This is a genomic window from Exiguobacterium sp. s125 (genome assembly GCF_018618605.1).
GTDB classification, from domain to species: Bacteria; Bacillota; Bacilli; order Exiguobacteriales; family Exiguobacteriaceae; genus Exiguobacterium_A; species Exiguobacterium_A oxidotolerans.
In genome coordinates, this window is the sequence record NZ_JACSMI010000004.1 from 21,665 (window position 1) to 43,260 (window position 21,596).

Here is a 21,596-nt window from a genome sequence, read left to right on the forward strand (position 1 = left end):
GTCAAAATGGAAGACCAAGCACGCATCGAAGCATTGCGCCAAAAACTAAATCAGTACAGCTATGAATATTACGTAAAAGATCAGCCGACCGTACCGGATAGCACGTACGATCAATTGCTACGGGAACTGACTGAACTGGAAACGGCCCATCCGGAACTGATTACGGCGGATTCTCCGACCCAACGTGTCGGAGCAGCGCCACTCGAAGCATTCGAAAAGGTGACGCATGACTTACCGATGCTCTCACTTGGCAACGTCTTCGATGAAACGGAGATCCGGGAATGGGTCGAGCGGATTGAACGGTCGCTCGGTCGTGCAACGACATATGTCGCGGAGCTGAAGTTCGACGGACTCGCGATTTCTTTAAAGTATGAAGACGGACTACTCGTTCGTGGGGCGACACGAGGTGACGGAACGGTCGGGGAGAACATTACCCAAAACTTACGGACGATTAAAGCGTTACCGTTACGTCTGCGTGAGCAGGAGACGGTTGAAGTTCGCGGCGAAGCCTACATGCCGAAACAATCGTTCGAGCGCTTAAACGAGGAACGGACGGCACGCGAAGAAGCATTATTCGCCAATCCACGAAATGCCGCAGCCGGTAGCTTACGGCAACTCGACTCGTCGATAACGGCGTCACGCAATTTATCGTTATTCGTCTACGGTGTCGGCGTCAATACGCTGACGGCGCGCTCTCATAGTGAAGCGATGGAACAACTGGCACAGCTCGGTTTACCGACGAACAAAGAAATGAAAACATGTCAGACGGTAGAAGATATTTTAGCGTTCATCACGTACTGGACGGCAGAGCGTGCGACATTGCCGTATGAAATCGATGGCATCGTGCTCAAGGTCGACCGCTATGACGATCAAGAAGAATTAGGTTTTACGGCGAAGAGTCCACGGTTTGCGACCGCCTATAAATTTGCTGCTGAAGAAGTGATGACGACCGTCGAAGAAGTTGACTTTAGTGTCGGACGGACCGGGAAAGTGACACCACGCGCAAGGTTCGCACCCGTCGTCGTTGCTGGTTCGACCGTCAGTTATGCGACGTTACACAACGCGGACTTCATCACGGAAAAAGATATCCGCCTGCACGATCAAGTCATCATTAAAAAAGCGGGGGACGTTATTCCGGCTGTCGTCAGTGTCGTCGTTTCAGAACGAACGGGGGCGGAACAACCGATTGAATTCCCGAAACAATGTCCTGCCTGTCAGTCGGAGCTCGTCCGCCTCGAAGGTGAAGTCGACGTGCGCTGCGTCAGTCCGGAATGTCCAGCCCAGTTGACGGAAGGCATCATCCACTTCGTCTCGCGCCAAGCGATGAACATCGATGGGCTTGGTGAAAAAGTTGTCCGTCAACTGTATGAACATCAAGCAATTCGGACGCTTGCTGACTTGTATCGTCTCGATCGTGATGAACTCTTGACCTATGAACGGATGGGAGAAACGTCAGTCGATAAGTTACTGGCGGCAATCGAGGCGTCGAAACAAAATTCGCTCGAACGCCTCGTCTTTGGTCTTGGGATCCGTCTCGTCGGTCAAAAAGCAGCGTATCTGCTCGCAGAACGTTTTGATACGTTAACCGGAATCGCGCAAGCAAGTTACGATGAAATTGTGGCGATCGACGGAGTCGGCAGTAAAATTGCTGACTCGATTACGCAGTACTTCGAGCATCCGGAAGCACAGGCACTAATTCAGGATTTAGCAGCGCTTGGACTGAACCAACAGTTTCTTGGTCAACGGATCGATCAATCGAATGCACCGTTCTCCGGGAAAACGATTGTTTTGACCGGGACACTGGAATCGCTAAAACGTTCGGAAGCTGGAAAGCGTCTTGAGGTACTCGGTGCAGACGTGACCGGGAGTGTGAGTAAGAAAACCGATATCTTAGTCGCAGGTGAAAAGGCGGGGTCGAAGTTGACGAAGGCTGAATCACTCGGAATTGAGATTTGGGATGAGGCACGATTGCTGGAAGAATTGGCACGACACGAGGCGTGATTTAAAATAAGCGATTCAGAGTAGGGTCTACGCCTTAAAAAAATCCGAGCGATTCTTCTTTTGAAAAGAATCACTCGGATTTTTGTTTGTGTTTGAAAGCAGATGAAGTGCTAGACTCAATCAAGTGTTTCTGTTTTAATCAACACACCTTGTTTGATTAAGCGGTTTGTCGCGGTTTCCGGTGGATCACAAGTGATGAGTGTAATCATCGGTTGTTTGACGTTTTGATCGAGAACGGAGAGATCCGTCGGCTTGACGAGTTTTGAACTTTCCATGCGGTACGTATAACGATGGTCTTTTGTGGTGACGATGACATCGGCTCCTGTTTTCAGTTGCGGTAACTTGTTGAAATGAAGTCCTTTCGTAAAACTTCGGTGTCCTGCTAAAGCATAGTTTCCTTTTCCCGGGGCACCGGTTTCTTTGATGTGCCCGATACTGCGATCAAGAACATCGGTCGAAGCTCCTTCTAAGATGACTTGTTCGAAATCAAGTGAAGGGATTGTTAAGAGTCCGTCACCTTTTGTCGCCAGTGGTTTTGTCGTTTCTTTTGCATCAACCGTTTGTAAGCTTTTTTTCCATTGTTGCTTTAAATCAGTCGTTGTTGCTTGTTTTTGATAGGTATTCCAAATGGGCCAAAGCATGAATAAAATGCCTGCTGATAAGAGAAGGAGCCCGATGACTTGTCGTTGTTTCATATAAGATTGTCCTTTCGCGCGATTAAAAGTCACGCAGTGCTTTTTGAAAAGTAGGGGAAAACTAGTGCTTCCCCGATTGAAAACGATTCTGTTATGATAAAGAGAACGATTTTAAAACATGGGGTGCAATGATGATGAGATATAGAAAAATGATAGCATTGACATTGACGAGCACACTATTTTTAGGTGCTTGTTCGATGGATCTATCACAAGACAGCGATACGAAAGAAGTCATTACTGAGAGCGAACAAGGTAAAGAAGTCCAAGCAGTTGTCAGTCCGGCAATCGATACGACCGATTCGTACTATCGAACGGTACTTCCGTTTCGGCCAAGCGTCGCCCGCGGGATGACACAAAAGCGGGTCAGCTCACGGCTTGAACTGGATGAGATTGAGACCGGGCTGATGCGCCATTCAACACAGTTTTTTGACCCGGAAAAATACTATTACCAAGAAGGTCAACTGCTGGAAGCGGACCAAATCGCAAAGTGGTTGCTTCGAACAGGAAAAGCAGATACGAGTGGGAGTGATCCAGAAGGATTAAACCCGGCGTACACGACTGGAAAATCATATAAAGAGAAAAATCAGAAGTCTCCTTTGATTTTATCGCACATCTTAGAACAAGACTACATGCTCGAAGAAGATAAAAAACTCGAACTGGGTGGGACATCGATTGCGTTAGTCTTAAATAGTGAGTACGTTTTCCAAGATGAAAACTATGGGCCGACATATACTGTGAAATTAGATGAGAAAAAAGTCATCGAGCAAGGCAAGAAAATGGCAAACGAACTCGTCCAAAAGATGCGGAAGACGGACGGGATGAAGACGACACCGATCCACGTTGCCCTCTATTTACAAGAGAAAGAGGGTTCACCGGTTTCAGGTCACTACCTTTCATCGGCCTTCATCGGTCGCGGGAACCAAATTAGTGCGAATGACTGGAAAAATTATGATGAGAAGTATTACTACTATCCTTCTTCAGCAGCAACGAATGACGTTCGTGATGACGCGGCGAAATTCGACTTGTTCAAGGACCGCCTCGAAGACTACTTCCCGAACTACACGGGGATGATGGGTGAAGGATTCTATCAAGAGGGTGAATTGAAGAAGCTTGAAATTAAAATCCCGGTTCAATTTTACGGAAAAGCAGAACTTGTCGCCTTCATCCAATACGTGACGTATCTGCTTGAAAACCGGTGGGAGTATAACCGGAATGTTCCGACGACGATTACCGTCACGAACTTAAACGGAGATACGGAAGCGATGTTATTCCTCGAACCCGATACGAAAAAACCAATCGTTAAAATTCGTTGATAAAGTTTTTCCTGTAAGCTGAAGGATCCATGCACATGGGTCCTTTTTATTATGATTAAATTTTGGAATACAATAATTGAATTGAAATTAAGTTTCATAAAATGTACACTAAATGTATAACATGAAAACGAATTCTAAAAGAACGTCAAGTCAAAGGAGCGGATTGAATGAAGGGTGGTATCTTTTCACAAATTGAAGCAGTACGCGAGGAGTTGCCGTCCTCGTCACGAAAAGTAGCTGATTTTGTTTTATCCCACGCAAACGAAATCGCCGGGATGACGATTCATCATTTGGCAGAAGAATCGAATACGAGTGCTGCAGCCGTCGTCCGATTTTGTCGTGCGCTTGGATTAAAGGGGTATCCGGAACTGCGGATGCGGATTTCTGCTGATACGGCACGAACGGATTTGACAGGATATCACGATATCGAAGAAAACGAACGTCCAGCAGATTTAATCGAAAAAACGCTTAGTAACAGTATGCAAGCCCTACAAGATACAGCCAAACAATTGAACGATGTCCGAATCGCAGAAGCGACAAAAGCGCTCGATCAAGCACGTGCTATCTATTTTTATGGAATCGGTGCTTCGAACGTCGTCGCACTTGATGCAGCTCAAAAGTGGACGCGCGTCGGGAAGTTAGCGATTCAAGAATCGGATCAGCATCTTTTAGCGACACTCCTTGCAAATGCGAGTCCGGATGATGTCTTCTTCGCGATTTCTTACAGCGGGGAAACAGAAGAAGTCGTCGAACTGATGCGACTGGCAAAAATTCGCGGTTTAAAAATGATTAGTCTAACCCGATTTGGTGATAACCGAATCAGTCAGCTGGCAGATATCGCATTGTGGACATCGCGTGCACCGGAAGCACCGCTTCGAAGTGCGGCACTCAGTTCGCGCTTGGCACAATTGTTTGCGATTGATGTGCTCTTCTTGTCTTATGCAGCAATTCACTATACGGATACGATTGAACGACTTCAGTACACACGTGAAAGTGTAAAGATGTTGCACGGAAAAAAATAAGGGGGCTACTTAGTGGATCAGTCGATAGCGAGCCGGATCGAACAGCTATTTCCGGAAATGGTTGAACGCCGACGATATTTACATCAACATCCTGAACTTTCTTTTCACGAGGTTGAGACACCGAATTATATCGCAAGTCGTCTCGAAGAACTTGGAATCGAAGTCCGACGAAATGTCGGAGGACGTGGTGTCGTCGGAACGATTCGAGGAGGAAAACCGGGGAAAACGGTCGCATTACGGGCAGATTTTGATGCGTTACCGATTCAAGATGAAAAAACGGTTGATTATCGTTCGACTGTTCCAGGAGTCATGCACGCGTGTGGTCATGATGGTCATACCGCGACATTACTCGCCGTTGCGGAAGTTCTCGCCAGTCAAAAAGAACAGCTGACGGGAAATGTCGTCTTGATTCACCAGCATGCAGAAGAAGTGGTACCGGGGGGAGCGCGTGAGATGATTGCTGACGGCTGTCTTGACGGAGTCGATGTCATCTTCGGAACGCACCTTTGGTCGACGACCCAGCTGGGGACGATCGGAACACGGGTCGGTCCCGTCATGGCAGCGGCGGATAAATTCGAGTTAACGTTGTTCGGCCGAGGCGGACACGGGGCAAAACCGCACGAAACGATTGATGCCGTACTACTCGGGGCGACCATCGTCAAAGAACTTCAAAGTATCGTCAGCCGTCGTCTCGATCCATTGCAGCAAGCCGTCTTGACGATCGGGACGCTTCATGCCGGGAATACGTTCAACGTCATTGCTGACCGGGCACAATTGACGGGGACCGTCCGGACGTTTGATGAGACGGTTGCTCAAAAAATCGTCTCGGAGATGGAGCGGACGATTAAAGGGATTTGTGATGCAGCGGGTGCGACGTATACGTTTCACTATGAAACAGGGTATCCGGCTGTCATCAATGACTTGGTTGAGACACGTTTTTTAGAAGCTGTCGCCCGCGACGTGATCGGGGATACAAGTGTATTTGAAATTGATCCGACAATGGGCGGGGAAGACTTTGCCTATTATTTAAAGGAAGTTCCGGGGACGTTCTTCTTTACCGGTGCAGGTGATGCATCACATTATCCGCATCATCATCCACGATTTGACTTTGAAGAGCCGGCGATGGTCGATGCAGCGAAGATATTAGTCGAAGCGACATTACGTTATTTAGCGACACGGTAATCGAAAAAGGCGTTCCACGACGGGAACGCCTTTTTATCTACTTAAAGAATTTCCTGAACACGACCGACTTGACCATCTTCAAGGCGTACTTTAATGCCGTGCGGGTGGTTCGGTGATTTCGTCAATAAGTCTTTGACGATTCCTTCCGTCCGTTTCCCCGTACGCTGATCTTGTTTTAAGACGATGCTGACACGTAGTCCAGGCTTGACGTCTGCACGTTTTTTTCCATCCATTTGTTTATCGCTCCTTCTTGTGAATAACTATGGGTATCAGTATAGCATGAGTCGGTTCATGAAACTTGTTTGAAGAAAAACCGTAAAGTGAAAAGATGAAGAGAAGCCGTGACAAAAAAGTTTGACTATATTTGACCAATTGACGATTCGATTTTATAATTAAGATACAGAGTTAATAAGTGAAGGAGTGAAGTGAGATGGCAAAAGATTATTACCGGACGCTTGGTGTCGAAAAGTCGGCAACGAATCAAGACATCAAACGAGCGTATCGGAAACTTGCGAAACAGTTTCACCCGGACGTCAATAAAGAGGCGAGTGCAGATCGCCGTTTTAAAGATATTCAGGAGGCTTTTGATGTCCTCGGGGATGAAGAAAAACGGACGCAGTATGATCGTTATGGAAGTGATTTTGAACGCATGGCTGGCGCGGGTCCGGGGCAATCAGCAGACTACGAGGACATCTTCCGTCAATACAATGGACGACAGTCTCGACCGACCGGTGGCGGTCAATCCTTTGGTTTTGAAGACATGTTCGGTTCGTTTTTTAACCAAGAAGAAGAATCGACGGATGAAGAACTTGAACTGACGGTACCACTCAGTCACCTCAGTACAAATGAAAAAGTAACGATTCGTCTAACTTCAGGGACGATTCAGATGAGTCTTCCGAAAGACGTCTACGAAGGGAAGAAAGTTCGTTTGCGCGGAAAAAGTTCATTGCGTAACCGAAGTGGAGTGGCGGGTGACGTCTACGTGACGATTCATCTCAAAGATGACGACCGGTTCCGTCGACACGAACAGGATGTCATTTCAACGGTGCGTGTGTATCCGACGACGTTTGTCTTGGGTGGCGAAGTGATTGCCGATACGCTTGAAGGAAAACGTGTCAAGTTAAAGGTCAAGCCGGGGACGAAACCAGGTGCAAGACTACGCATTCCAAATCGTGGCTTAAGTAATCAAGACGGGCATCGGGGTGCTTTACTTGTTCAATTAGAAGTGAAGTTGCCTGAGATGGATGCAACGTTTTATGAAGAATGGGAAAATCAATTATCAGTAAAGGAGTAATGCGACATGGACTTTGAGAAATTAACGGATCGTGCTCATGAGGCAATCGTATCAGCGCAAGCGATTGCGAAACAACGTCGGCATAGTGAAATCACAGAGTGGCATTTATTACTCGCTTTAATCGCACAGGAAGAAGGAATCGCTCGGATCGTCTTTGAAAAACTCGATCAGCGGATGGATCAGATGGAACAAGCCATCAATCAAGCGATTGAAAAATTACCGGCGCTCGCGCAAGTCTCGACACCACGGATCAGTAGTTCTTTATTGAACGTGTTGACGGAAGCGGAAACAGAAGCCCGTTTGATGCAAGATGAGTATGTTTCGGTCGAACACCTCTTACTCGCACTCTCGAAACAAACGAGTCCTGCAACACAATATTTACGGGGGCAAGGTGTGACGGAAGAAACATTACGCGAAGCCATCATAGCGATGCGTGGTAATCGGAAAGTGACGACTAAAAATCCTGAAGCGACATTTGATGTCTTAAAAAAATATGGACGGGATCTTGTCGCTGATTTTCGGTCAGGGAAAACAGACCCCGTCATCGGTCGGGACGATGAAATCCGTCGCGTCATCCGGATACTCAGCCGAAAAACAAAAAACAATCCCGTTCTGATCGGGGAACCCGGTGTCGGGAAGACGGCAATCGTTGAAGGACTCGCCCAACGTATCGTGCGTGGTGATGTACCGGAGAGCTTAAAAAACAAACAGTTGTTTAGCCTGGATATGAGTACGCTCGTTGCAGGTGCAAAATACAGGGGTGAATTTGAGGAACGTTTGCAAGCCGTCTTAAATGAGGTCAAGGAAGCGGAAGGGCAAATCCTTCTCTTCATCGATGAGCTGCATACGATTGTCGGAGCCGGAAAAACAGAAGGGGCGATGGACGCCGGTAACATGCTCAAGCCGATGCTCGCCCGTGGTGAGTTGCACTGTATCGGGGCGACGACACTCGATGAATATCGAAAATATATTGAAAAAGACCCTGCACTCGAACGCCGGTTCCAACAAGTCCTCGTCGCAGAACCGGACGTCGAAGATACGATTTCGATTTTGCGCGGATTAAAAGAACGGTTCGAAATTCACCATGGTGTCAGAATCCATGATAATGCCCTAGTCGCAGCGGCCATTCTCTCCGATCGCTATATTACGGATCGGTTCATGCCGGACAAAGCGATCGACTTAGTCGATGAAGCGTGCGCGATGATTCGGACGGATATGGAATCGATGCCAGCAGAACTTGATTCACTCGTTCGCCGGGTCATGCAACTTGAAATCGAAGAGGCAGCTCTTAAAAAAGAAACGGACGAGGCCTCGCGTAAACGCCTTGAGACGCTTCAACAAGAATTAAGTTCAGCGCGTGAAGATGAGAGTGCGCTTCGGACACGGTGGGAACATGAAAAAGAAAGTTCGCAAGGTGTCCAGCAGCTGCGGGCAGATCTCGAAAAAGCAAAACTTGCCTTACAAGAAGCAGAAGGCCGGTATGATTTAAATACGGCTTCTGAAATCAAATACGGACAGATTCCGGAACTCGAAAATCGGTTATATGTAGCAGAAGAATCAGCAGAACACGTCTCTCATGAGTTAGTCCGCGAAGCCGTAACAGACGAAGAAATTTCAGATATCGTTTCGAAATGGACGGGGATTCCGGTTACACGTCTTGCGCAAGGTGAACGGGAGAAGTTGCTCCATCTCGAAGATACGCTGCATACACGGGTCTTCGGTCAGGACGAAGCCGTCCGCCTTGTATCAGACGCCGTCATCCGGGCTCGGGCCGGAATCAAAGACCCGAACCGGCCGATCGGTTCGTTCCTCTTCCTCGGTCCGACCGGTGTCGGGAAAACCGAGCTTGCGAAAGCACTTGCGGCAGCGATGTTCGACAGTGAAGATCACATCATTCGGATTGACATGTCGGAATATATGGAAAAACACAATGTGTCCCGTCTCGTCGGTGCGCCTCCGGGTTATGTCGGATACGAAGAAGGCGGACAACTGACAGAAGCGGTCCGTCGCAGTCCGTACTCGGTTCTCTTATTTGATGAAATCGAGAAAGCACATGGCGATGTGTTCAATATCCTGCTTCAACTGCTTGATGATGGCCGCTTGACGGACGCACAAGGACGTGTCGTTGACTTTAAAAACACGATTGTCATCATGACCTCGAATATTGGAGCGAACATTTTGTTAGAAGCAGCCAAAGATGGTTACATTGATCCAGCCGAAGAAGAAGCTGTCCGTCAAGAACTGAAAAATCATTTCCGGCCCGAATTCTTGAACCGGATTGATGACACGATTTTATTCCATCCATTGCACCGCGCAGAAATCGAGCGGATCATCGATAAAGCGGTCGCGAAGATGGCAGATCGTTTATCAGGTCGGGAAATTACGATTGATGTGACAGAAGCCGCCAAAACGTTAATCTTCGATGAAGCCTTCGAACCTCAGTACGGTGCCCGTCCAATCAATCGTTATATCCAGCGGACGATCGAGACAAAACTGGCCCGTGCACTGATCAGCGGGGAAATCCAGGATGGGTCGCACGTCGCGATCGACGCAGACGGTTCAGAACTCGTCATTCGTTGATGGAACGTCTGCTTGTTAAAAAATCTGAACGTCGTCGACATTCAAAGTATGAATCTCGATGATGTTCAGATTTTTTTGTTGTTTTTACAGTAACTTTTCCCGAGCTTTTTGCTTTCACAGACAAAACTACGTCTTGCCATATCTCGTTCTGACAAAGCATGATAAGCTATAAAAAAACAGGAAGAGGGAAGTACATGAACGTTACACAACAACAACTAGAAGAATTAATTGATGAATGCCGTCCTTATGCAGTACTCGGACAAGTTGCGAGTTATATTCCGGAGCTTGCGAAGTCAGAACCGACGCAACTTGGAATCGCAGTTTGCAATGCCGACGGGACATTTGTGTCTGCTGGTGAGGCGGACACTTTATTTACGTTACAAAGTGTCTCTAAAATTATCACACTTGCTTTTGTTCTCGAAACATTTGGTGAGGATTATGTCTTTTCAAAAGTTGGAATGGAGCCGACGGGGGATGCCTTCAACTCGATCGCGAAGCTTGAGGAGACGATTCCAACAAAACCGCTCAACCCGATGATCAATGCAGGAGCGCTTGCTGTGACGAGTATGTTACCTGGGGAAGATGCGGCAGATAAACTGCTCAAACTGCGCGAGTTCATCGCGAGTCTGCTCGACATCGAAGTCGAGATGGTCAAGTACGACGCGGAAGTCGCAAAATCCGAATTCGAAACGACGGATTTGAACCGGGCATTGCTGTACTTCATGCGCTATCACGGAGTCATTGAAGGAAACGTCGAAGAAATCATCGATGTCTACACAAAACAATGCGCAATCTTGACGAACTGTAAAGGACTCGCGATGATGGGTAAAATTTTAAGCCAGTCAGGAAAAACACCATCCGGCCATCAAGTCATCTCTCGTCGTAATGCGCGAATCATTCGTGCGATCATGACGACGTGCGGCATGTATGATGCTTCTGGTGAGTTTTCTGTTCAAGTCGGACTTCCCGGGAAAAGTGGTGTCTCGGGTGCCATCGTGGCCTGTGGACGTAGTGATTTCGATATGGCAGATCTCGGAATCGGTATTTTTGGACCAGCCCTCGATTTAAAAGGAAACTCAATTGCGGGCACAAAAATGCTCGAGCTGCTCGTCCAGCGTCACCCTTAAGCGAGTGAAAAGTCGTCCAGTGCCGTCACTAAGGCTTGTTCGAGTCGTGCAACTTCTTTTGCGCGTTTCAATTGGTATTCATCCGGTGGTGTAAACGCGCGCCACCGTTCGAGCCGGTTGTAGGTATCATTGATTTGGCCAAGCTGGGTCTGAACGCGTTTTAGACGATCGACGGTCGACTTCGGAAGAGTGGTATAAGGACGCAAGTATTCTAATGTATAGCGGTAGTACTTTGTCGCAAGACGTAATTCGTGCATCTTTTGGATTCTTTTTTGTCCTTCTGTATGGTGCACTTTTTCGTATTTTTGTGCTTTTTTATCAAATTGTTTTTTTGCCGCGTGAATCAAATCGTTTTCATCCATCCGTTTTAATCGTTTTGTCAGCGGTCCTGCTAAGAAACGACGGACGGATTTATCGAGTTCACTTGAGATGAGCAGATGCATCGTTTCAAGTAGCGTTGCTCGTTTTCCTTGGAGTTGGAGCGCGAGGTGTTCGGCGAATAGTTGCTCGACGGGTGACGTGACAGATTGTTGTTCGAGTTGGACGTCTAAATCACGGACCTCGCCAAATGCGCGCATCAGTCGTCTCCAAATCAGATAAACAGGTTCATCCGTCTCACCGACAAGTGTAGCGAACGTAATCAACTTCCGAAGACGGATTCTTGCTTGGTGGACATCTTCCGGATTTTTAAATTGTTGGGCTTCTTTTGCATAGTGGTTGAATGTCGCCCACGTTTCAAGTAGTTCGAACGTTAAGTTTTCAGTATCGCGATGATTCATATGAATCCCTCCTCACAATTTTTACGTAGAACAAGCTAATAGACAGAAATAATGATTAAAATAGAGCCGTTTCTTAGCTCTGGAATGTGGTGAAGTCATGTTAGAAACGTTTACGTTGTCTGGAAAGATTCAACAATTCATGAAAATTTTCTTTCCAATCTTAGTGACGCAAGTCGCTTTTTATTTGATTAGCTTTTTTGACACGGTCATGGCTGGACGATACGGCTCAGCTGATTTAGCTGGTGTCGGTGTCGGAGCAAGTCTTTGGGCGCCTGTCTACACAGGTCTGACGGGTATTTTATTAGCCGTCGCGCCGCTCGTCTCGCAAGCAATGGGTGCAAGGAAGGAGCGTGAAGTCAAACGAATCGTCGTTCAGGCACTTTACGTTTCAGTACTCATCATCGTTGTCACATTAGTACTCGGTTTACTGTTCGTCAATCCGATTTTGAATCAGATGGAATTATCGGGTGAAGCAAGACGTGTCGCACGTGTCTATCTCATCATGCTCGGATTTGGTATCATTCCGATGTTTATCTTTTTTGTCCTTCGCACATTAGTCGATTCTCTCGGGAAGTCAAACATCACGATGGTATTATTATTATTCTCTTTACCCATTAATGTTGCTTTCAATTATCTCTTTATCTTCGGAAAGTTTGGTTTTCCGGAGTTGGGGGGTGTCGGGGCAGGGGTCGCGACGGCAATCACATATTGGTTATTGTGTATCGCCATTACCGGGATCGTTCTAAAAGGGGAACTGTTCCAGCGCCTCGGTATTTTACGGCGATTCTACAAACCGGATTTTACTCGGATTAAGGAACTGGTCTTTTTAGGGGCGCCGATTGGACTAGCAATTTTTTCCGAGGTCAGTATTTTCTCAGCCGTGACGTTGTTACTCGGTGCGTATGGGGATGTCGTAATCGGTGCGTATCAAGCTGCAATCAACTTTGCATCCTTCGTCTACATGCTCCCCCTGTCAGCTGCGTCAGCTTTGACGATCACTGTCGGGTACGAAGTTGGGGCGAAACGCGTCAAGGATGCCGTCCAGTACATTTGGATTGGGCTGTTATTATGTATTGCTGTCTCGCTCTTCTCCGGCGGACTCTTGTACTTACAAAATGAACGGGTCGCGGCACTCTATAGCAATGATCCGGAAGTAATCAATCTAGCCGCACATTTCATGATTCTCGCGATTTTCTTTCAGTTATCCGATGCGGTCGCAGCACCGACTCAAGGCGCGTTACGTGGTTTTAAAGATGTCAATGCCACATTCATTTTGACGATTTCGGCGTACTGGGTGATTGGCTTACCGCTCGGTTTTTATTTCGAACGGTTTACGACACTTGGACCGGACGGTTACTGGTGGGGACTCATTATTGGTCTTGCGGTCGGAGCAACGTTATTGCTCTTACGATTGGTCTATCTCGTCAAGAAGTCAAAGGAGGTTGTTGAATGAAGCTCAATAAACAACGAATCGTTACGATCGCGAAAATTATTTTACCGATTGCTTTAATTCTCTTTATCTTGTATCAAGGACAAAGTGAATTGAAAAATTTATCTTTAAATGAATCGATTCAAGCCATTCAGCAAATCCCATCATGGAAGTTCATTCTTTTAGTCGGTGCCGGTCTCCTTGCCGTCGCGACGATGTTCTTTTATGACGTCATCCTGTTACGTTCTTTGGAGGTCAAAGCGCCGCTCGGACTCGTCTTCCGGGCTTCGTGGATTGCGAATTCGTTTAACGGAATCATCGGATTTGGTGGTCTTGCCGGTATGGGGGTTCGGACGGCGCTTTATCGGCCTTTCGTTGAAGGAAGTCGTCTCCTGAAGGCTATCGGCTGGATGGCGCCGACGTTGATTAGTGGACTATCGATTTTATCTGCATTGTCTTTATTAAATATTTTCCCGGCGTTCGAAGTGCTCGATTTTAAAAAATGGCTTTGGCCCGTTATCATTGGTGTCGCACTTTTCTTCCCTTTATATCTCCTGTTTACGTTCAGACGCGGGGCGAGTAGCATTCGACCATCGTCGATCGTACTGTATTCACTCGTCTCGCTCGTAGAATGGTTCAGTGCCGGTGTCGTCGTCTATTTAATTTTACAGGCACTCGGAACGGACGTCAGTTTTGCGAAAGTCATCGGTGTATTCATCATCGCGGCGACGGCCGGATTGATTTCGATGGTTCCCGGGGGTTTTGGTTCGTTTGACTTGGTTTTTTTGATTGGTATGCAACGCGCTGGTGTAGCGGAAGGAAGCGTCTTGACGGGACTGTTGATTTACCGTCTGGTCTATTACATAGTGCCCTTTGTGATTGGGCTGGTGTTCTCAGCACGCGAATTTAGTGGACCTGTTGTCAAAATGATTGAAGATAAGCCGATCGTCGGACCATCCGTCGAAGTCGGTGGAGTCATTTGGCGCTTGCAACTGCGCTTTTTAAGTAAGGTCCGTCATTTTGCGTTAGCCTTGATCACGTTGCTCGCAGGTATTGCGATTTGGGGACTTGCGATTTTACCGCCGGTCTCGTCACAATACGATTTTCTAGAAGCCCGTTTACCGCATGAATTATTACTACTTGGGAACAGTTTCTTCTTGATGGGCGGGTTATTATTCGTCTTACTGGCACCCTCGTTATATCGACGGACGAAACGTTCGCTCTATATGGTATACGGGGCATCATTCTTCGCACTGATTGGGATGGCCTTACGAGGATTCAACTTAATCTCGCTTTCTGCGGTTCTCGTTGTGCTCATTTTGCTGACGGTTTCGGCAAAATCTTTCCACCGCGAGCGGACGCTGATTACGACGATGCGGTTAATGCGTGCATCGTTGGCCGGGATACTTTACCTCGGTGGATTTGTTTTCTTCGGGTATACGTTTTATACGTTAGGGTCTGCAGACGGAACGGAAGTGTATCCGTCTCATGAAATTTCGATGTTTGCAGCAAGTGCAACGATTTTTGCACTTGTTTACTTGTTAGTGTTCATTCGCCTGTTCAACACGTTTAACCATCCGGTCCTCGGAGAGGCTTTTGATGAAACGAAAGTCCGTCAGACGTTGACGGAAGAAGGCGGAAACTACTTGAGTCATTTGGCTTTTTTAGGAGATAAACGATTTTTCTTCTCAGAATCGGGTCGGGCATTTCTTCAATTCAGTCAGACGGGAAATCGGATTATTGTGTTGGGTGACCCGAGTGGGAACCCGGATGAACATTCGCAATTGATTGGTACGTTTCTACGCCGCGTCGAGGATTTGGGCTACATTCCGAACATCTATCAGATTCAGGCGCAAAACATGTCCCTGTATCATGATTTTGGTTTTAACTTTTTTAAGTTAGGTGAAGAAGCAATTGTTGATATTACGACGTTTACGGTTTCTGGTAAGAAGCGAGCTGGACTACGTTCCATTAAAAATCGTTTTGAACGAGAAGGCATGACGTTTGAAGTTGTAAAACCACCATTTTCAAATGCCTTACTTACATCGTTACGTGACGTATCAGATGACTGGTTAGGGAACAAAGTAGAAAAAGGATTTTCACTCGGATACTTTCAGTCAGACTATTTAAATCAAGCACCCGTGGGAATCATGCGTGACGCGGCAGGCGACTTGCTTGGCTTCATGACGTTCATGCCTGCTTATCAAGACGGTGTCTTATCAATCGATTTGATGCGCTTCCGTCCTGATGGACCGAATGGGATTATGGATGCGATGTTCATCCGTTTGTTTGAGTATGCAAAAGAAGCAGGCTATCATACGTTCAATATGGGAATGGCACCACTATCTGCTGTTGGAGAAGACGAAACGTCATTTTGGCAAGAACGTGTCGCGGCTGACGTCTTCAATAACATTCGTTACATGTATAGCTTTACAGGCCTAAGACGCTACAAAGAAAAATATGATCCAAAGTGGGAAGGACGTTACTTGGCGTATCGCAAACGTCAATCGTTGACGATTGCGATTTTAAAAGTGACACGTCTCATTTCTAAAAAGAAGGACCGTGTGTTATTGCCATGACGGTGAGGATTACGCGTTTATCAATCAGGGAAGATTCCAATGAATGTATGGAATCTTCTTTTTTAATCAAACAAATGTATAAAGGTCTATACAACTAGAAATAGAGGCGTTATACTAAACAGAGAGAAACGACTCTTGAGGCAAAGCAAGAAAGGAAGCGAAGATATGACTGTCATCATCAATGCGAACATCTATACGGGTCAGACCGTGATAGAGAAGGGATTCATTCGGTTTGAAGAGACGATCAGCGAGCTAGGCGATATGACGAAGTATGTACCAGTGGCGGAAGAAGGGGTACTTGATTTAGAAGGGAAGCAATTGATTCCAGGAATGATCGATGTTCATATTCATGGGGGATATGACGTCGATACGATGGACGCCGATAAAAAAGGCTTAATGCGTCTTAGTCAAGCGATGTTAGCGGAAGGTGTCACGTCCTTTTTTGCGACGACGATCACACAAGACTGGAGTCAAATTACGCGCGCACTCGAGGCGGCGCGGCAAGTGATGGAAACCGAGACAACGACGATTGAAGGCATTCATCTCGAGGGACCGTTTATTAATCCGGATTATGCGGGTGCCCAACCACTCGACTATATCGTTGAGCCGGACGTCGAACAATTTTTAAAGTGGCAGCAGGCAGCAGGTGGTCAGATTAAACTCGTCACCTATGCACCCGAACGACCGGGAGCGCGGGCATTTGAAGAAGCGGTCCGTCTGACGGGGGCAGTTCCGTCAGCCGGCCATACCGACGCAACATACGAGCAGAATGAGCAAGGGAACGTCGTCCACGGGACACACTTGTACAATCAGATGCGGGCACTGCATCATCGCGAGCCGGGAACAGTCGGATACTGTCTACTCAATCCAGCGGTTCGTGCGGAAATCATTCCGGACGGGATTCATAGTGCAAAAGAAATGGTTGATTTTGCGTACCGGATGAAAGGAGCAAGCCGGTTGACCGTCATCACGGACGCGATGCGGGCAAAAGGCTTACCAGAAGGTCAGTATGAGCTCGGTGGCCAAGCGGTCGACGTAAAAGATGGAGCAGCGCGACTAGCGAGCGGAAATTTAGCCGGAAGTGTCCTGACGATGGATCAAGCGCTCCGGAATATTATTGCCTTTACAGGGTGTTCCCTTGAAGAAGCGGTACGGATGACTTCAATCAATCAGGCAGAAGAATTTGGTCTGACGAAAAAAGGGGTGCTCGAGATTGGTAAAGATGCTGATTTCGTTGTGTTAGATGAATCATTATTTGTCGAGCGGACGATTCATCGTGGAGCAGTCCATACATTTAAAAAATGAAGGGAGTCTATTTTTATGAAATGGATGATTGTCGAAAAGGCTGAAGAATTGGCACAAGTCACGTATCAACTTCTCAAAAATGAAATTCAACGGCAAGAGGAGGGGTTGACGATTGGGCTGGCGACAGGGAGTTCGCCTGTCGGCGTCTATGAAGAGTGGTGTCAAGATACATTAGACTGTTCGCACGTGACGACGGTCAATCTTGATGAATATGTCGGACTTAGTCCGACGCATCCGCAAAGTTATCACACGTTCATGAAGGAACATCTGTTTAATGCAGTTGCCTTCAAGAAATCATATCTTCCATTCGGAGATACGGAAGATGCCCATGCAGAAAGTGAACGTTATGAACACCTGGTTCGTAAGCTTGGTGTCGATCTTCAATTGCTTGGAATCGGTTCGAACGGACATATTGCCTTCAACGAACCCGGCACCTCATTTGACGCGACGACTCACGTAACGAAGTTGACAGAATCGACGCGTGAAGCGAATCAGCGGTTCTTCGAAAAGTTAGAAGATGTTCCGTCACATGCAATCACGATGGGGCTCGGTACGATCATGGAAGCGAAAAAAATCTTGCTCGTAGCCTCTAGTGCCAGAAAAGCAGAAGCCGTGCGCGATATGATGGAAGGTCCGGCGACGCCCGATTGTCCGGCGACGATTCTACAACGTCATGCTGACGTGATGATTGTCCTGGACGAGGAAGCTGCCGCCTTATTGTCTGAAGAAGCGAAACGTACTGGACGCGCAGCCTATACGAATTTTATCTAAATCAGGCGAGAATACGCCCACTTCTAAACGATCAGGGTGAAGCCCTAGTGAAAGTGGGAGATGAATCGCCACCCTCTCTTTCAGGTATATCCGTTGTAAGGAGGTGAACATCATGCCGACACACAAGGCCTACACATTCAGAATCTATCCGACAAAAGAGCAGGAAATCCTGATTGCGAAGACGATCGGTTGTTCGCGCTTCGTCTTCAACCATTTCTTAGCGAAGTGGGATGAGACGTATAAAGCGACAGGTAAAGGACTGTCCTTCGGGTCTTGTTCGAAAGAACTCCCGTCGTTGAAGCAGGCGTTCGACTGGCTGAAGGAAGTCGATAGCACGTCTGTGCAGACGAGCGTCAAACATCTTGCTGATGCCTTTGACCGCTTCTTCAAGAAACAGAACGAACGTCCTCGCTTCAAGTCGAAGAGCAATCCCGTTCAATCGTACAAGACGAACATTCAAGGCAAGTCTCAACTTCCAGAAGTCTCGATCGTCGGCGCCAAAATCAAAATTCCAAAGCTGAAGTGGGTGCGTTTCGCTAACTCGAGGCAGGTCGTCGGACGCATCTTGAACGCGACCATCCGGCGTAACGCTTCAGGAAAATACTTCGTCTCCCTGCTCGTCGAGCAGGAGAGCAACGAAATGCCGAAGACGGGCTCATCCGTCGGCGTCGATGTCGGGTTGAAGCACTTCGCCATCCTGTCGGACGGCACGGTGTACAAGAATGACCGTTACTTCCGTTCGCTTGAGAAAAAGCTGGCGCGCGAGCAACGCAAGCTTTCTCGTCGTCAACGGTTGGCCTTGGACAAGAAAGGAAAACTTTCCGAGGCGAAGAACTATCAGAAGCAGAAGCGGAAGGTCGCCCGCATCTACGAGAAGATCGCCAACAAGCGAACCGATTTCCTGCACAAGGTATCGACCGAAATCGTCAAAAACCACGACGTCATCGGCATCGAGACTTTGCAAGTGAAGAACATGCAGAAGAATCGCAAGTTAAGCAAGTTCATCTCCGAGGTCAGTTGGTCGGAGTTCTTCCGCATGCTCGGATACAAGGCGGAATGGTACGGGAAGACCGTCGTGAAAGTCGGCAAGACCTTCGCCTCTAGTCAACTGTGCTCCAGTTGCGGACATCAACACAAAGACGTGAAGCATCTTGGCTTGCGTGAATGGACATGCCCGAGTTGCGGGATTCATCACGACCGGGATGTGAACGCAGGATTGAACCTCAAACAAGAAGCAGAGCGCCTCTTAGCTTCTTCAACCGTCGGGACGACGGGGTTAGCCTGATCAGGTTTCGACCGTTAGGTCGGATCACTCAGGAATCCTCCACCTCTAAGTGAAGCGTAGGTGGAGGTAGTTCAAAAAATGATTGACTACAGGAGGTACGTGATTCCGCTATGCGGTTTCCTGGACATCTTTTTTCGCTAGGAGATACGATGTCTTTAGTGCATGCTGTTGCAAGCGTCATAGTTTAATCGAATCGTAAATAGTTTAATCGAATCGTAAATTGACATTTCAGTAAATGTAGGGATAATGGAGATTAGCGCACTTTACAGAAAATTTACGTGAAAATGAGGGCTTGAACATGCAAACGAGATCAGCAAGAAAGAGGCAACCGAGCGCTGGTAAGATGTTCATAAAAGTGGTAGCAGCACTTTTATTACTTCTAACAGTGATTGGTTCTGGTTATGCTGGAGCGGTTTTTATAAAAACACAAGAAACTTTAGCAAAAACACAGATTACAATCCCCGGCTCAAAAGTGAGTTCGAAATATGATGATGTCCCGTCCGAATCCTTCTTGATTTTAGGAACCGATGAAACAAAAGCAAGTAAAGATCGGAATGAACCGGCACGTTCTGACGTCATGATTGTCGGTATCTTGAATAAAGAGTCGGAGCAACTCGTTTTAACGAGTATTCCGCGTGATTCACTCGTCAACATCGACTACTCGAACTATGATGTACCTTATGGAAAAACAGGGGTCGAACAAGATAAGATTACCCACGCGCATTATTTTGGTTCGATGGATCAATCGAACTCATACAACGGGATTAAGTTAGCGCGTGAGACAACGGAGAATCTTCTCGGGATTCAAATTGATCATGTCGTCAAAGTAAATTTCCAAGGATTCGTTCAATTGATCGATGCATTAAACGGTGTCGATCTTGACGTCCGTTATGCATTTAAAGAACAAGATTCTGCACGTAAGGCAGATACGATTACCGTGGAAAAAGGGATGCAGCACCTGACGGGAGAACAAGCACTCGCTTATGTTCGTAACCGACATGATGATCCACTCGGTGACATCGGTCGTGGACAAAAGCAAATGCAAGTCATCCAAGCCGTTGCAAAAGAAGCCGCAAGCTTCCGCTCACTCGGTGCATACCGTGATATTTTGAACGCAGTCGGAGATAATGTTGAGACAAACTTAGGTCCAAATGACTACACGCGCCTCGCGGACTACACGACAGCTTTACAAAATACGACGGAATACCAGCTTGCTGGAGAAGGCTATATCGGAATCAGTGGGAAATGGGAGTACCATCTGGATCCGAATCAATTAGAACTCGTCAAAAATAATTTAGCGCAAGCCATGCAGGGGCAAGAAGTTGCGCCGATTAAAGAGGAAACAGAGTTACCGGCGGAAACGGACCAAACGACAGAAACCGATTCGACGATTCAATAAGTGTAAGTTTGATTCTCGATAACGATTTAAAAGACCCTGCCGGCTTTTGCGGCAGGGTCTTTTTGTGATATTAAACATTAGCGGCGGCGTTCCATTTCAACAGTAAACGTATAGCGATCGCCCCGATAAGCAGAAATGACATACTCGAACGGTTGATCCGTCGCGAGGAAAGTCAATTGTTCAACCGACAAGACGGGCGCAGCTGTCGTCAGTCCGAGATGTTGCGCTTCTTCTTTTGTCGCGAGGCGTGATTCGAACGTCTGGCTTGCACGACCGAGGTTGAGTCCGCTTGCTTCAGCAAAAGCATAGAGTGACGCCGTCGCAACATCCTGATTCAATCCAGGTAACAACTGTTCCGGAATATAGACGGTCTCGAGCGCAAGCGCTTGTTCATCAGCGATCCGGAGTCGCTTCAATTCATACACGGTCGCGCCTTCACGAATTCCGAGTTTATTGGCAATCGTCATTTCGGCAGCAATCATCTGATACGACAACAATTCGCTTGCAGGTTCGAGCCCTAAATGTTCCATTTCTTCCGAAAAGCTTGTCAGTCCAGATAATTGCATGACGATTTTTTTATTCGCAACGAATGTGCCGCGTCCTTTTTGACGAATCAAATAGCCGGCGTTGACAAGATTCGTGATGGCTTGGCGGACGGTCATCCGGCTAATTTGATGGGCTTCAGCAAATTCGCGTTCAGAAGGAATTAAATCGCCGGGTTGCAACACCCCGCCTTCGATTTGTTGTTTTAATGCAGCTTCAATTTGATAGTAGATGGGGAGTGGTGAATTTTTATTGATGTGCTGAATCACGGCATTTCGTCCCTTCGCGGTCG

General features: G+C 47.2%; 17 protein-coding genes. 13 read left to right on the top strand and 4 right to left on the bottom strand.

Translation table 11 applies throughout. The annotated features are described in order from the left end of the window. Positions 1-6: 6 nt before the first annotated feature. The gene (gene ligA / locus KNQ05_RS11060; RefSeq protein ID WP_214805391.1) at positions 7-2,001 is read left to right on the top strand and encodes an NAD-dependent DNA ligase LigA; all 1,995 of its coding nucleotides are present in this window, start codon (positions 7-9) and stop codon (positions 1,999-2,001) included. Positions 2,002-2,117: 116 nt separating this feature from the next. Here the strand turns inward: ligA and KNQ05_RS11065 are convergent, their stop codons facing one another. Then, complete coding sequence (locus KNQ05_RS11065; RefSeq protein ID WP_214766752.1) at positions 2,118-2,696, bottom strand: class D sortase; 579 nt, start codon at positions 2,694-2,696, stop codon at positions 2,118-2,120. 149 nt (positions 2,697-2,845) lie between these two features. Between KNQ05_RS11065 and KNQ05_RS11070 the strand changes: the two genes are divergently transcribed. The 3 genes from KNQ05_RS11070 to KNQ05_RS11080 all read left to right on the top strand — a co-directional run bounded on the left by KNQ05_RS11070 (position 2,846) and on the right by KNQ05_RS11080 (position 6,213). Further along, a complete protein-coding gene (locus KNQ05_RS11070; RefSeq protein WP_251132505.1) occupies positions 2,846-4,009 on the top strand; it encodes a CamS family sex pheromone protein in 1,164 nt (387 codons plus the stop codon). A gap of 167 nt (positions 4,010-4,176) precedes the next feature. Continuing rightward, positions 4,177-5,031, top strand: a complete 855-nt coding sequence (locus KNQ05_RS11075; RefSeq protein WP_088836288.1) for a MurR/RpiR family transcriptional regulator — start codon at positions 4,177-4,179, stop codon at positions 5,029-5,031. A gap of 57 nt (positions 5,032-5,088) precedes the next feature. Continuing rightward, a complete protein-coding gene (locus tag KNQ05_RS11080; RefSeq protein ID WP_088838420.1) occupies positions 5,089-6,213 on the top strand; it encodes a M20 family metallopeptidase in 1,125 nt (374 codons plus the stop codon). Between the two features lie 41 nt (positions 6,214-6,254). Here the strand turns inward: KNQ05_RS11080 and KNQ05_RS11085 are convergent, their stop codons facing one another. Further along, a complete protein-coding gene (locus KNQ05_RS11085) occupies positions 6,255-6,446 on the bottom strand; it encodes a YwbE family protein (protein WP_029332605.1) in 192 nt (63 codons plus the stop codon). Between the two features lie 197 nt (positions 6,447-6,643). On the opposite strand from KNQ05_RS11085, the gene KNQ05_RS11090 reads away from it, so the two are divergent. The 3 genes from KNQ05_RS11090 (at position 6,644) to glsA (ending at position 11,214) form a co-directional block, all read left to right on the top strand. Further along, the gene (locus KNQ05_RS11090) at positions 6,644-7,507 is read left to right on the top strand and encodes a DnaJ C-terminal domain-containing protein (protein ID WP_214805395.1); all 864 of its coding nucleotides are present in this window, start codon (positions 6,644-6,646) and stop codon (positions 7,505-7,507) included. A 6-nt stretch (positions 7,508-7,513) separates the two neighbouring features. After that, a complete protein-coding gene (clpB, locus tag KNQ05_RS11095; protein WP_214766749.1) occupies positions 7,514-10,087 on the top strand; it encodes an ATP-dependent chaperone ClpB in 2,574 nt (857 codons plus the stop codon). A gap of 194 nt (positions 10,088-10,281) precedes the next feature. After that, entirely contained in the window at positions 10,282-11,214 is a 933-nt protein-coding gene (gene glsA, locus KNQ05_RS11100) for a glutaminase A (protein WP_088836291.1), read from the top strand. On the opposite strand, the gene KNQ05_RS11105 is transcribed toward glsA, so the two are convergent. Next, a complete protein-coding gene (locus tag KNQ05_RS11105) occupies positions 11,211-11,993 on the bottom strand; it encodes a CHAD domain-containing protein (protein ID WP_088836292.1) in 783 nt (260 codons plus the stop codon). The two genes, glsA and KNQ05_RS11105, sit on opposite strands and share 4 nt — an antisense overlap. Before the next feature lie 97 nt (positions 11,994-12,090). Here KNQ05_RS11105 and KNQ05_RS11110 point away from each other — a divergent pair, with 97 nt between their 5' ends. The 6 genes from KNQ05_RS11110 (at position 12,091) to KNQ05_RS11135 (ending at position 20,761) form a co-directional block, all read left to right on the top strand. Beyond that, on the top strand, positions 12,091-13,446 hold the full coding sequence (locus KNQ05_RS11110; RefSeq protein WP_214805397.1) for an MATE family efflux transporter: 1,356 nt from the start codon (positions 12,091-12,093) through the stop codon (positions 13,444-13,446). Next, positions 13,443-16,001: a bifunctional lysylphosphatidylglycerol flippase/synthetase MprF gene (gene mprF, locus KNQ05_RS11115; RefSeq protein ID WP_214770094.1), complete on the top strand. Its 2,559-nt coding sequence runs from the start codon at positions 13,443-13,445 to the stop codon at positions 15,999-16,001. Before KNQ05_RS11110 ends, mprF begins: the two co-directional genes overlap by 4 nt. Positions 16,002-16,166: 165 nt before the next feature. Then, complete coding sequence (nagA, locus tag KNQ05_RS11120) at positions 16,167-17,306, top strand: N-acetylglucosamine-6-phosphate deacetylase (RefSeq protein ID WP_088836295.1); 1,140 nt, start codon at positions 16,167-16,169, stop codon at positions 17,304-17,306. 15 nt (positions 17,307-17,321) lie between these two features. Further along, a complete protein-coding gene (gene nagB, locus KNQ05_RS11125; protein ID WP_088836296.1) occupies positions 17,322-18,077 on the top strand; it encodes a glucosamine-6-phosphate deaminase in 756 nt (251 codons plus the stop codon). Between the two features lie 112 nt (positions 18,078-18,189). Further along, positions 18,190-19,362 (top strand): IS200/IS605 family element RNA-guided endonuclease TnpB, encoded by a 1,173-nt coding sequence (tnpB, locus tag KNQ05_RS11130; protein WP_214805399.1) that lies wholly within the window; start codon positions 18,190-18,192, stop codon positions 19,360-19,362. Between the two features lie 298 nt (positions 19,363-19,660). Next, entirely contained in the window at positions 19,661-20,761 is a 1,101-nt protein-coding gene (locus KNQ05_RS11135) for an LCP family protein (protein WP_088836298.1), read from the top strand. Between the two features lie 77 nt (positions 20,762-20,838). Here the strand turns inward: KNQ05_RS11135 and phnF are convergent, their stop codons facing one another. Further along, positions 20,839-21,573: a phosphonate metabolism transcriptional regulator PhnF gene (gene phnF, locus KNQ05_RS11140; RefSeq protein ID WP_088836299.1), complete on the bottom strand. Its 735-nt coding sequence runs from the start codon at positions 21,571-21,573 to the stop codon at positions 20,839-20,841. Positions 21,574-21,596: the final 23 nt, after the last annotated feature.